Annotated in this window: 8 protein-coding genes and 1 pseudogene; 3 read left to right on the forward strand and 6 right to left on the reverse strand. The window is 68.0% G+C overall.

All coding sequences use genetic code 11. From position 1 onward, the window contains the following. The first annotated feature begins 1 nt into the window (after nucleotide 1). Nucleotides 2-2,602, forward strand: coding sequence for a type VI secretion system Vgr family protein (locus tag WMF27_RS32895; RefSeq protein WP_437764911.1), 2,601 nt, complete (start codon nucleotides 2-4; stop codon nucleotides 2,600-2,602). A 13-nt stretch (nucleotides 2,603-2,615) separates the two neighbouring features. Here the strand turns inward: WMF27_RS32895 and WMF27_RS32900 are convergent, their stop codons facing one another. Next, nucleotides 2,616-4,487: a DUF2169 domain-containing protein gene (locus WMF27_RS32900; RefSeq protein ID WP_437764910.1), complete on the reverse strand. Its 1,872-nt coding sequence runs from the start codon at nucleotides 4,485-4,487 to the stop codon at nucleotides 2,616-2,618. A 925-nt stretch (nucleotides 4,488-5,412) separates the two neighbouring features. Here WMF27_RS32900 and WMF27_RS32905 point away from each other — a divergent pair. Beyond that, nucleotides 5,413-6,171: a glutathione S-transferase family protein gene (locus WMF27_RS32905; RefSeq protein WP_437764909.1), complete on the forward strand. Its 759-nt coding sequence runs from the start codon at nucleotides 5,413-5,415 to the stop codon at nucleotides 6,169-6,171. 216 nt (nucleotides 6,172-6,387) lie between these two features. Here WMF27_RS32905 and WMF27_RS32910 read toward each other — a convergent pair whose 3' ends face one another. The 5 genes and pseudogenes from WMF27_RS32910 to WMF27_RS32930 form a co-directional block, all read right to left on the reverse strand. Beyond that, nucleotides 6,388-7,497: an alpha/beta hydrolase family esterase gene (locus tag WMF27_RS32910; protein WP_437764908.1), complete on the reverse strand. Its 1,110-nt coding sequence runs from the start codon at nucleotides 7,495-7,497 to the stop codon at nucleotides 6,388-6,390. Between the two features lie 683 nt (nucleotides 7,498-8,180). Next, nucleotides 8,181-8,615: an efflux RND transporter permease subunit gene (locus WMF27_RS32915; RefSeq protein ID WP_437944549.1), complete on the reverse strand. Its 435-nt coding sequence runs from the start codon at nucleotides 8,613-8,615 to the stop codon at nucleotides 8,181-8,183. Nucleotides 8,616-8,700: 85 nt separating this feature from the next. Continuing rightward, nucleotides 8,701-9,171 (reverse strand): annotated as a pseudogene (locus WMF27_RS32920) (transposase zinc-binding domain-containing protein); the annotation flags it as partial. Further along, nucleotides 9,143-9,562 (reverse strand): outer membrane protein assembly factor BamB family protein, encoded by a 420-nt coding sequence (locus WMF27_RS32925; RefSeq protein WP_437306528.1) that lies wholly within the window; start codon nucleotides 9,560-9,562, stop codon nucleotides 9,143-9,145. The gene WMF27_RS32925 and the pseudogene WMF27_RS32920, both read right to left, overlap by 29 nt. A gap of 151 nt (nucleotides 9,563-9,713) precedes the next feature. Continuing rightward, nucleotides 9,714-10,013: a hypothetical protein gene (locus WMF27_RS32930; protein WP_437764907.1), complete on the reverse strand. Its 300-nt coding sequence runs from the start codon at nucleotides 10,011-10,013 to the stop codon at nucleotides 9,714-9,716. A 1,338-nt stretch (nucleotides 10,014-11,351) separates the two neighbouring features. Here WMF27_RS32930 and WMF27_RS32935 point away from each other — a divergent pair. Next, nucleotides 11,352-12,080 carry a zinc-ribbon domain containing protein gene (locus tag WMF27_RS32935; RefSeq protein WP_437943247.1) on the forward strand — a complete coding sequence of 243 codons (729 nt, stop codon included), beginning with the start codon at nucleotides 11,352-11,354 and terminating at the stop codon, nucleotides 12,078-12,080. Nucleotides 12,081-12,513 lie beyond the last annotated feature (433 nt).

Here is a 12,513-nt window from a genome sequence, read left to right on the forward strand (position 1 = left end):
GATGTCGTTCATCAAGACATCGAGCGATGACGCTACGCAGTCGGCTGGGGAAGCAGCGCTCGGAAAGTTAGCCACCAGGGCCACCGGCAAGGGCAAGGAGCTCGACGGAGGCGCCACGCCCGACGTCGCAGCCGACCTGCCGTTCTTCGAGGCGAAGGCGATCACGTCCTCGATCCCCAAGGGCGCCGTCAGCTCCTCTCTCGGCCGCATCGCCGGCGAGATCGGCGGCGCCGTCGCGCGCAGGCTCAGCGGCAGCAACAACCTCGAGCTGAACGTCTCTTCCAAGGATCGCTTCGACGTGCGGCAGTTCTCGGTCCACGACCGCATGTCGTCGCTGTTTCAGATCGATCTCGTCGCGCTCTCGGAAAACCCGAGCATCGACTTCGACGAGGTCGTGGGGCAGCCCGCGCGCTTCGCGCTCGATACGGGAACGCAGCTGCGCGAGTGGACCGGGATCTGCAACCACATCGAGCTCACGCGCGTCGAGCCCGACGGCCTGTCGACCTATCAAGTCTCGGTGGTGCCGACCCTGTGGTTGCTCACGCAGCGCAGGAATTACCGGATATTTCAGCAGATCTCCGAGCCGGACATCGTGCTGAAGATCCTCGCCGAGTGGAACATCGAGCCCAAGAGGCAGTACGACGCGGCGGCATACAAGAAGCGCAAGTACCGCGTTCAGTACGCGGAGAGTGACTTCACGTTCATCAGCCGGATGCTCGAAGACGCGGGCATCGCTTACTATTTCGAGCAGACCGACGAGGGCACGAGGCTCGTGCTGTCGGACGCGGCGCACGCGAACCCCAGGCGCGAGGGATCGCTCTCGTTCCTGGATGACGCGACCCTCGTGCGCGACGTCGGGATCAAGTTCGTGACGGCGGTGCGCATGTCCCAGCAGGTGAGGCCGGGCAAGGTCACGCTGCGCGATCACGACTACCGGCGGCCTCCGGGCTACAAGCTGATGGCGACCGCGTCGGGCGGCAAGGGCATCGAGGAGAGGCTCGAGCGGTTCCAGTACGTGCCAGGCGCGTTCCTGTTCGGCGCGGATCAAGGCGAGGCGACGCCCGTGGCGGACGACAAGGGCAAGACGCGCACCGACGAGAGGGAGGCCGCCCGTCTGGCTCAGCAGCGCCTGGACGCGGAGCGCGGGAGTTCCCGCCTATGCACGTTCGACACGAACGCGCACGACCTCGCGCCCGGCGTGGTGGTGAGCTTCGATGGGCACCCGCATGCGGCGATCGGGGATGCCAAGCCGCTCCTGGTGATCGAGTCATCGCTGCGCGGCACGGACAGAGGAGAGTGGTCGCACCACTGCAAGGCGCGGGGAACGGACGTCCCATTCCGGCCGGAGCACGCGACGCCGCGACCGACCGTGAGCGGCGTGGAGAGCGCGACGGTCGTCGGCCCTCCTGGGGAGGAGATTCACACGGACGAGTTTGGTCGCGTGCGCGTCCATTTTCACTGGGATCGCGAGAGCAACAGGGACGACAACAGCTCGTGCTGGATCCACGTGAGCCAGCCGTGGAGCGGGGCGGGCTACGGCGGGTCGAGCTTGCCCCGCGTCGGGCAAGAGGTCCTCGTGGACTTCCTGGGGGGCGATCCGGACCGCCCCGTCATCGTCGGCCGCATTTATACCGGCCTGCAGAAGACGCCGTACAAGCTGCCGGAGAACAAGACGCAGAGCGGGTGGAAGAGCAACTCGACGGGCGGAGGGGGCGGGTACAACGAGCTGATGTTCGAGGACGCGCAGGGGAAGGAGCTCCTGCGCATGCAGGCCGAGAAGGACCTGGCCAAGCTCGTGAAGAACGACGAGAGCGTCACGATAGGCAACGATCGAACGAAGAGCGTAGGTCACGACGACACGCACACGGTGGGGAATGACCGTTCGCGCGTCGTGGGCAACAATGAGTCCGTCACGATCGGCGTGAATCAGACGATCACGGTCGGAGCGGACCAGACGGCGACGGTCGGCGGCGATCAGAGGGTCACGGTGACCGGCAGCCAGTTCAACACAGTGAAAGGCCAGCCCGCGCAGGGCGGTTTTCAGGGCAGCCACACCGACGTCACGGGCAACTTCAAGGTGACCGCGTCGGACACGGCGTACGTGAGCGCGCCGAACAAGATCACGCTCGAATGCCAGGGCAGCTCGATCACGCTCGAGCCCGGCAAGATCACGATCAAGGCGGGCGGCAACGCGCAGATCGTGCTCGACGCCAATGCGAAGATGACATCCAACGCCGGCAGCGAGGCGTTGCTCGACGCCAACGCGAAGATGCATTCGTCGACCAACAGCGATCTGATCCTCGACGCCAACGCGAAGCTGCGGTCGTCAGGCAGCAGCGAGGTGTTCCTCGACGCCAAGGCGCTGGTTCAGGGGAGCGGCGGCGGGAACACGCTCTGCGACGCAGATGTCCGCTGCTCCGGCCAGAAGGCGACGATCTCCTCGACGGAGGGAGGCAGCGCCGAGTTCACCGCCGACGCGACGGTGAGCGGCGCCAACGTGAGCATCTCGGGCGCCGCGAAGGTGGGCATCGCGGCCCCGGCGGTCAGCTCGGCGGCGGCGGGGACGAACGAGATCTCGGGCGGGATGGTGAAGATCAACTGAGCGCACGAGCGTCTCACGCGCGCTTCGCCTCCCGCAGCGCCTTCGTTGCTTCCTGGCTCAGCTTCACGTCCTTCGCCACCCTCTTGGCCCACACGCGCACGATCGGCATCAGCGCGGGCCGCTGGATCTTCAGCGCGTCCAGCACTCCATTCGCGCGCCCTCGCTCGATGCCCACCAGGATACGCGCGTACTCCTCGAGCGTGACGGGGCCCCGGAACTTCTCCACCCGCGCGGCGTAAGCCGCGTCGTACGCCCCTCGCAGCGCGCTCTTTCCTCGACCTTGCTCCTCTGCGAGCGCTTCGTTCCACCGCCTCTCGTTCGCTCTCCACGCGCGCTCGCCCACTCCATGCGCGTCGAGGATCTCGGCGCGCTCCGTCTTTCCTTCCGCAAGCTCCGCCGCGATGGTCGCCGTCTCTTCGAGCGTCAGGTCGACCGGCGGCTCCTCGGCCTCGATCGGCGTGGGTTCCGGGGTTGACGCCGCCTGTTCCGACCTGACGGTACTCGCCTCCACGGGCGCCCGAGCCGTGTCCGCCTTGGCCAGCGGCCCGATCATCGCCGGAGGAGCAACATCCGCTCGGCGCGGTGCTTCTGTGAACCGATCGCCTGCGACCTCGTGGCTGGACCAGGTCGTCAGCGGCTGGTCGAGTGCGGTGGGCTCCATCGCGACGGCCGCCGGCGGGGCGGGCGCCGCAGTCGATTGAAATGGAAGCGCCGGGGCAGCGCTCTTGACCTGATGCCAAAGCGTACCTGTGCCTTCGTCATCGTCGCGGCGCGACGTCGCGGGTTGGCGCGCCATCTCATGAATCGTTGGAATCGGCCCGGCGGCTTGCACGAACGGCAGCGCCGACCGCGCAGCCGCATCCGCAGTCCTCGTGGTCGTCGGGCCGACCAGCATGACGGTGCCTTCGGCTTCCGCGGCGAGCGCCGGCCCCTCCATCGTCACCATCACGGCCCCGGTCTCGCCGGCATGCCCGAGCAGCACCATGCCGCGCCATACCAGCGTGGCGATCGCCCGATCCGTGTCGATGCACAGTGTATCGACACGGAGCCGGACGTCCTGCACGTCGCCCGACGCGCGCCGCACCGTGACCAGGGGATTGATCGTCGAGAGCTTCGTCGTGAGCTGCGCGTACGTCGGATGCAGGTTCTCGAGCACGATCGTCTCGTCGCCTCGCAGCTCGGCGAGCTGTTGATCCAGCGGCGCTGCGTTGAAGAACGCGCCATCGAAGTCTTCGGACAACGGCCGAGCATTCCATGCCCGATGATCCCATGTGCTCGCGTACCGCCCGAGCAGCGCGGCGCGCGGATACCACGTGGGGGCGATGGGCCCGAGCCCCACGGCAGGGATCGGGTCTGCGGGGCTCCGGAGGACGAATCCCCGCGGAACGATGTTCGGGATCGGTCGCAGCCCGCGTTCGTCCGGAGGACCGCTCGGCGCGATGCCAGCGGGGTTGTTCGCGCCCCAGGATGCTCGCTCCCACGTGAGCGGCGCTCGTGCAAACGGCTCTGCCACCAGGATCCGTCCGTCTGCCGTCCACGCGCGGTCCGCGTGCATTTCGATGGACTTGTCGATCGATCCCACCGCGATGCGCGCCGCGAGCGACGTCACGGGCGCTGCGGCCGGCGCGAAGGCATGTCCGAGCACGAGCACGTCGGCGCGGCGCTTGAACGGCACCCTATCGCCCGCGGCGCGCAGGCTTCGCCGAGGATCATTCTGCCAGTGAGCGTCGGCGTGCAAGGGTTCTTCTTGTGCATCCGCGAGCGGCGACTCGCCGGGCCTGAGCTCGAAGGCCGCTTTGCAGATCACGGTCAGCGCATGGGAGCCCGGACGAGGCTGCCAGCGGAGGGCGGCGGCGCGCAGCGGGCAGCAGGAGTGGACATCCATGGCGGACGGCACTGTAGCACGGTCGAAGCCGTCGGTGGCGGTGCCGCGAAGGAGGCGGCCACGGGGAAGCACACGGCGTCATCGCAGCGCGGCCTGCGCTTCCAGGGTCGTCTCAGGGCTCAGGCCCGGCGCCTTCCGCTGCGCACGCGGACCCGTCGGACCAGGCCATCCCTTCCGTGGGATCGCGCGCTCAGCATTCCGGAAGGGTGTAGCTCCCACACTGACAGCAGGATTATCGCCGATAGTCGTTCAATCCGATAACATTTTCAAGGAGTGTCACCTCAGTTTTATATGTGGCTGCAAGCAACGCTCAGGCGCCGTCGAAGCGCTCGCTCTGGATCAGGCCGCGGAAGGTCAGAATCGCCTGGCCACGCTCATGCCTTCAGCGGATTCCGCTCCGTTTCATGCGCTGCGCTGCCAGCGTCTTGCAAGCCGCCTCGACTACACCTGAGCCGACGGAAGGGTACGCGGCCCGCCAGGTTGCATACCGTATGCGACGGCGGTGCTCGCGAAAGTAAACCAGCTCGACCGGCGCCGCCGTCGGTCGGCACGACGCCTTCGCAGCCGGTTGTCAAGCCCAGAGTAGCCGCGCCGGATCAGGGTGGCCCCATGACCCTGGCGATACCGGGTTACGCCACCTGGCGTGTGGCCCTATGACCCTGGCGATGAGGTGGACCCATGAGAGTGGCGTTAGCACCCGAATGTGGTCCCATGAGCCTGGCGATTGCGACCGGGTACCTCAGCGGGGGGAGAAGTGTGGATAGCCGCGCAAGCAGCTTTACAGGTGTCACGCCGCTCCTCAGCACACGGAGGCGCTCCAGGGCAAAGCGGGGGCGGGCGCAGCACCTCACGAGCCGCTCCCGCCCCTCACCGTCCCAGCCCGCCCGAACAACCGGTCGATGACGAGCGGTCGCCGAAGCGAGCCATGAACGCGGCGGGCAGAAAAATTCAGATCTGCCGCACCTGGCGCCGCCCAACGGGGCCGGACTCTGGTAGCCTCCGCCGCGCCGCCGACCGACCGGCGGAAACGAACGGAGAGACAGACACCACCATGGCCATCGTTCTTTACCACCACCCGTTTTCGCGCGCCGCCAACACTGTGTGGATGCTCGAGGAAGTCGGCGTCGAGTACGAGCTCAAGTTCGTCGACATCATGGCCGGCGACCAGAAGAAGGAGGACGTCACGAAGCTCAATCCGATGGGCAAGCTGCCCGTGCTCGTCGACGGCGACACCGTCGTCACCGAATCCGCGGCGATCGGCCTCTATCTCGCGGATCGTTATGCCCCGGGCCGCCTCGCGCCGAAGCTCGACGACGCGGCGCGCGGCACGTATTTTCGCTGGTCGCTCTTCGCCCCCTCGGTCATCGAGCCCGGCTCGATGGCCAAGGTCGGCAACTGGGAGTTCCGCGCCGGCTCCGCCGGTTGGGGCAACTACGACGACATGATCGCGACGATGGAATCGGCCATCTCGGGCCGTGACTTCGTCCTCGGCAAGGAGTTCTCGATGGCCGACGTCATCTTCGGCGGCACCATCGCGTACATGCTCGACTTCAAGATGCTCGAGCCGCGCCCGAGCTTCACCGGATATGCCGAGCGGGTCAGAGCCCGCCCGGCGTACGCGAAGAGCGAGGCGCGCAACAAAGCCGTGATGGACGAGCGCGGCCTCAAGATGCCTGGGGCTTAAAGCGCCCTGAAGGATTGGCGCGGAGCGCCTCGGCGATCTGCCTCCCCGAGCACCCCCACATCCCGGTGAGCCCGACCACGGCGTCGACTTCGGCCGCCGCTGGGCGCTGGTGCGCGAGCAAATCCTCGCCATGCAGCGCCTGTGGAGCGCCGAGGTCGCCTCCTTGAGCGCGGCGCTGCGCGCGGGCGAGGGTCCCGTCCGCGGCGAGGACGTCGGTCAGAACTGCTTGAAGAACTTCCACGACTCGATGGGAATCCAATTCGGATTGCCGTCGATGTTCGTGTGCCCGCCGCCGAAGGTGCACACCCGCGTCGGATGTTCCGGATCGCAATCCTTGAAATCGAAGCAGCTGTACGCGCCGTTCGAAGTCGGGATGTTGTCCGGAATCGTGCAGCCGTTGTCTTCGGCCTTCTCGAGGGCAATGAACTTGGCCCCTCGCTTTTGACCTTCGTTGCTCACCCAGGGGCAAGTCCCGTCGCTCATGCCCGTCGTGTGCATCCAAGCGATGGGCTTCCGTGTCTTTTCAGGCAACCAGATGTTGTAGTTGGCCGGGGCGATGCCCACGGCCGCACGGATTTCCGCTTGATGGTTCGTCGACAGCGAATAGGTGATCATCCCTCCGAAGCTGAAGCCGGTCGCGAACACGCGGGTCGTGTCGTAGCAGACATTCTCATTCATGAGCGCCATGATGTCGTCGAACAGCGCGTGGTCCTTCTCTTGCCACGTCGCGCCGTCCGAGGAGGGGGCCACGAAGATGGCTTGCTCTCCGTCGGCCTCCAACTGCGGTTTGAGAAAGTAAAAGTCTTGCCCCTCGACGTCTTGCCAGCGGCTGCCGATCCAATGCGAGGTGTAGAACAGCCGGTAGGGCTTGTTCATGTCGTAGTTCTTGGGCATATCGACGTAGTACACGCGATTCTGGCCCGAACTCGAGATCGTATACTCCTTGGTCGTCAACGTGGTGGCCTTGCCGCACCCCGCGCTCCGCACAGGCGCGTTCCCCATGGGAATGGCTCCTTCGGGCCAGCCACCCACGCCACTACCGCCGCTGCCGGTCGGCTCAGCCCCGCCGCTCCCGCCGCTCCCGCCGCTGTCGTCACCGCCGGTCCCGGCCGCGGTGGTGCTGCTAGAGGTCGAAACGCCGCTGCCGCTCGCGCTTGTGACGGAGCCGCTCGCCGTCGCTCCGCCCCCTGCGCCGCCTACGCCCCCTGCGCCGCCTCCGCCCCCTCCGTCGTTGTTCGAGTCGGACTCGGCGGGGGCGCACGAAATCGCGACACAGCTCGCAAGGGTGACACAAAAGGCGAGTCGGATGAACGTTTGATCTTGCATCACAGGTCTCCTACGTACCGGAATCAGGTGAAAAGGAAACGAAACGATTCGAGCGTGTCAAGGGCGGCTCGCCACGCTCCCCTCAGGTGACAGAACGTTCCTTGCGGGATCCGCCTCCCTGGCAAAGCGCCTCCCACCCGGCTCAGACGAGCTCCCGGACGGGGCCGATGTGATGACGCTGGCGCGCCCGAGGAGCGTCTCAGCACGGCCCGCCGCGACATAGGTTCCCTCGTTCCCGAGCTTGCCATCCTGTCGCTCCGCCAGCATCGCCGGATTCTTGACGAAATCGTCTCCGGTGGACAGCACCCAGGATTTCACGACAGCCGTCGAACAAGCGAGGGCTGTCGCGTCCTCTATTGGATCGCTCTTGGCAAAACGCCGTTCACCATCGATCAGCAATCGCTTCCGCGACGACCGAGCGAACAGGATCGGTGTAAAAATCGACTGAATGGATCATGTTGACGAAGAGCTCGGTACTCAGGAGGACCCGAGCAAGCCGAAACAAAGGGGTGGTCCTCGACTGGAATGTGAACGCTCACACTGCCGGTGTCAATTCCAATCGACCGGCCCGCGGGTATCTTCGGGCCCGAGGGAGGACATGGCTGGCAGGGCTCCTTCGGAGCGCCGCGTTAAGAGGGGTGGGCGCCGGACCGCGACCATCGCCGGACTGCCCGACCACAATCCTACTGCCAGCCTGTCATGTTGCCGCGGCCGATGCGGAAACCGTGCCGGTCCGACTCCACGTCTTGTCGGTAGCAGGGCGTGTGGTCGTCGAGGAGGCTGAGCGCCGTCGAGACGTGCAGTCCTCCGATGACCGCGGCGGCCATCGGGGCCCGGATCTCGGCGCCGGGGCCGAGCGCCAGCGCCGACGGGACCGCGGCCATCGACGTCGCGATCGAGATCGCGCGCTCGCGATCGCGGCGCGTGATCGCCTGCAGCGCGGGGAGCTCCTCGTAGCTGACCACCGACGTGAGCGGCACCAGCGCCCCCGACGCGCTCCTCACCTGGATGCGCGCGAGGTCCTCGGGCCGGCTCCGCTGCTCCGCGAGCAGGCGCGCGCGGACGTCGATGCGGCGCCCGTTGTCGCTGTACTTGGCGATGCGCCCGCGGCCGATCAGCGAGTCTGCGCCGCCACGGAAACGGAAACGTCAGCACCCACGGACGGTGCGCCACCTCGGGCAGGACGTCCTCGATCAGGTTCGCCGCCGTGGCACCCATGCGTCGGCCCAGACACGACGGGCAGAAACCGCGTCCTTTACAGCTGAAGGCCACCAGCCGACTCTCTTCGCAGCGCTCGCACAGGAGCCGCGCGAACCCGCGGCAGAGCAGCCCGCAGTCGAGGTAGGCTTCGAGCTCCTTCTTCGCGTGCTCGGGTATCCGGACGGCGATGGCGCCGTCGTCGATGGCCCCGTACAGCGTCTCCACGTCGTCGCGCACGATCTCGCAGAGCGTCGTCTTCTCGGGACGACGGCTCCTCGCGCGGTGCCTCCGGAACGCGGCCGAGCCGGAGCAGGCGTTCGCGGCGTTCGAGCGTCTGCGGCGGCCGCGCGTCGAGGCGATCGTCCGCCAGGCGCGGCGGCGCAGGCGCGCGTGCACGCGTACCGGATCGACTGGGAGGCGCGGGCGGCGTAGCGCCGGGGGGGCGTCAGTCCTTGTCGTCCGGCTGCGCCACATTGTCCGGCACGCCCAGGGCGACCGGGCCCATCCCCTTGCTCTTGAACTGGTTGTGCCAGAGGCTCTTGCCGGTGAGCGAGAAACACTCCACCTCGCCCTGCTTGGCGACGAAGAGCCGGTCTCCCTCCAGGAGGAGCGTGGCGCGGCCCTGCGTGGCGGCCTTCACCTCCCAGAGCAGCTCGCCCGTCGGGTAATGCAGACAGGCGACGCGGCTGAAGCTCGCCGCGTAGATCGCCGCAGGCGTGATCAGGAGCGCTGTGGAAGAGAAACCGACCCCGGCCTGCTTGTACTCCCAGAGCACGCGCCCGGTGGCCGGGTCGACGCCGAAGATCTGATCCCGGAACGCCGCCACCAGCACCGGCGCCGCCGCGATTGTTCGGTATTCGCTCATACGTCCCCTCGCTTCCTGATTGCGCCCAGCGAGCTATCAGCGGGGGGGCGGCGCGGCAAGCTGCGAGCACGTGCGGGGTCGCGAGCCACGCGCACGGCGAAGATGCGAGCCCGCATGGGCTCCTGGCGGAAAGGTGATGTGGGGAGCGAGCTCATCTCAAGCGGCTCCTCGCTGCGCTCCTCCGGCGCTCTACCTCGTACGCGCGAACCACGCGCCCGATGCTCCCTCCAGGGCACACATGGAGCGCGTCCCGCCCCTGTTTGCATCGTCCGCGATCGATGCCCGGCGGAGCGAGGATCTCCACGTCCTTCAGGAGATCTACTGCGAGCTCCCCCTCTGCGGCCGGTCGAGCCTGCATCAGCAGGACCAGCGAGTTCTCCGCGACCGGATCGCCGCCCGGGTGCGTCAGGCCTCGAAGCACCGAGAGCTCGTCGCTCTTCGCGAGATCCACGCCTCGGTATCCGCCGCGCTCCCAGGCCCAGGAGCCCGCGCGCCGAACGATCCACCGGCGGCGTCACGGGCTCGCGAGGCGGGGACCGATCTCTCGTTCTACGAGGTCGTCCTCGTGGACGAGCTCGAGACCCCGATCGCCGGCGTGAGCCTGCGGGGGTCAGCGCGGGCTCGTCCTCGGGGAAGGGGGTGCGGACGAGATCGGCCGCATCGCGCTCGGCGGCGAGCTGGATGCGGCTCGACCCGATGACGCGCCGAGCGAGCTTGCCGGGAAAAATCACGGTGTTGTCACCCAGCGACTCGGCCTCTCGGAGGAGCTCGGCCTCGCGGGCGGCGCTCAGCGTGTACGCTGCTGCGCCCGTCGAGGAGCGAGGCGCGCCCCGTGTCTCGCGCGACGCGCGCCTCGTTGCGGCCTTGTAGGTCCTGGACGACGTGGTGGTGGACGCCTTCGCCACGGCAAAAATACGCCTCCTTGTCGGGGCCAGCGCCCCTCGGAATGAGGGGCCGGAGGCTCGGCGAGGGTATCGACGAACAAGGTATTGGCCAGAGGAGAGCACGAGTCGGTCGCGCCGCGAAGAGGCGCTCGGGCCGAGGGCTGGGAGAGGCGGTGTGCCGCGCATCGAATCGAGGAGGGCGGCGGGCCGGCCCTACGGCGCGGGGAGCCCCGGCGCCGCGGGCAGCGGGCCCGCAGGAGGTGAACGAGAGAAAAAGAGGTGCGCTGCAACCACAAAAGGCGCGAGACGACGCCGGGGCTGCACAGGAGACCCATCGGGCCTGCGCGCCCACCTGAAACAGCACCTGGGCACGGCTGCTCATGACAACCCTCGTTTCTTTGCCGCCGGTCCCTGGCGGGTGCGCTCCAGCATGCTGCCGTTTGGACCTGGAGCACGGCCCTGGAGATCTCAATACGGCACCGGATGGGCGCGTAGGCAAATCAAGCCGGAGCGCAGCGCGAGGAAGTGTAGCGCGGCAGAGCGAAAGGGTGGGACCGCGAGCGTCGTGATGGCTCGGTCCTGGGTCGAAAGAGCGTGGTCCGGGCGGCGCCGCGCGCGCCAAGGGGCGCATCGGCGTGCCGTGGGCACACCCGCGAATCTTGACGAGCGCTCTCCCTTCCGGTTGCTGTGCACCTTCGTCGTGGCGGTGATGGCTGTATCCAGTGACCTGATCCATGACGTGGTTTCGCGGATGGCCGGGCACACGCGACGCCCGTTTCAAGGAGGCCCGGGTGCGGGACGGCAGGCGCCCTCGCGCTGGAGCCCTGATCTTGCTATCCTACCGGATGGCCAGACGCCGGTCGCGCCGCGATCCATCGCCCGCCTCCCCCGAGGCGCGGGTGCAGGTGTGGGACTCCGAATTCGGAGCGCTGCGTCTGCTCGAGCGCACCGTGACGACGCCCGAGGGACGCAGCTTCTCGCTCTGGGACCTCCACCCCGACGACGTGCGCAAGCTCCCTCCCGGCGCCGTGCGCGCCGACATCTCGCGCCAGGTGTTCGGCATGGGCGGCCCGGTGCTGTTCTACGTCGATCGCCAGCGGCCCTGTCGCACCTGCGGTGAAGACTTCGTGTTCCGCGCGACCGAGCAGCGGTACTGGTACGAGACGTTGCGCTTCCTGATCGACGCCGACGCTGTCGACTGCGCTCGCTGCCGGCGTGAGATCCGGCAGGGGAAAGCGCGCGCAGCGCACCACGCCGAGGCCGTGGCGGCCGCGCAAGCCAACCCCGACGACGCCGGCGCCCAGCTCGCCCTCGCCGACTCGACCTGCGCGCTCCGCGAGCACGCCGGCGGCGGCGACATCGACGCCGGCATCGCGGCCGCCCGACGCGCGCTGCGGCTGACTCCGTCGCTCGTGGAGGCGCTCTATCACGAAGGGAGACTACAGGCCCATGCAGGGCGGCCGGCGAAGGCTCGGGAGGCGCTCGAGGCGTTCCTGAAGCGCGCCGAGGGCCTCTCCCGACGCGAGGTGAAGACGCTCGTACGCGCGGCGCAAACGTGGCTGGAACGAGCGGACGCCGACGACGCCACGCCCAGGCCGAAGGGCCAGGACAGCAAGGGGCCGGAGCGGGCCTGACCTCCGGGAGGGTTGACGGCGGGCGACTCGTGCTGGGACGAGGGGGCTGGGGGCCGCTACGACGGGCGAGGACGTCATCAAGATCGCGCAGCGATTCGGCATCGAAGCCTCCGTCGCCGCAGGCGACACGTGAAAGACCATCGGGCGCCACCAAGGGGCGCACCGGCGTGCCGTGGGCCCCCGTGTCCGTCCGGGGGTTGGTCTGGCCCGGGAGGCGCGTCGCGAGACGCTCCACGGCGTCACCGAGCGCCTTGCGGCGCACAACGGTGCTTTTCCAGTACGGTGGTCGCCGCGTGAACGCTGGGAGAGCGTGCTGGAACGAGAGAGCGTGGCCTCCGAGACCGTGACTTGACCGGGGTCGAGCCCGATCCCGACACCAGTGCAGTTGTCGTCAATGGTGGAGAAGTGGACATGGCCCGTCCGGGAGCCCCTG

It is taken from the genome of Sorangium sp. So ce281, from assembly GCF_051527395.1.
In the GTDB taxonomy this organism is placed as follows: domain Bacteria; phylum Myxococcota_A; class Polyangia; order Polyangiales; family Polyangiaceae; genus Sorangium; species Sorangium cellulosum_B.

Coding starts and splice junctions, on each gene's coding strand:
- WMF27_RS32895 (WP_437764911.1), top strand. CDS start 2: ATGTCGTTCATCAAGACATCGAGCGATGACGCTACGCAGTCGGCTGGG.
- WMF27_RS32900 (WP_437764910.1), bottom strand. CDS start 4,487: ATGGATGTCCACTCCTGCTGCCCGCTGCGCGCCGCCGCCCTCCGCTGG.
- WMF27_RS32905 (WP_437764909.1), top strand. CDS start 5,413: ATGAACGCGGCGGGCAGAAAAATTCAGATCTGCCGCACCTGGCGCCGC.
- WMF27_RS32910 (WP_437764908.1), bottom strand. CDS start 7,497: ATGCAAGATCAAACGTTCATCCGACTCGCCTTTTGTGTCACCCTTGCG.
- WMF27_RS32925 (WP_437306528.1), bottom strand. CDS start 9,562: ATGAGCGAATACCGAACAATCGCGGCGGCGCCGGTGCTGGTGGCGGCG.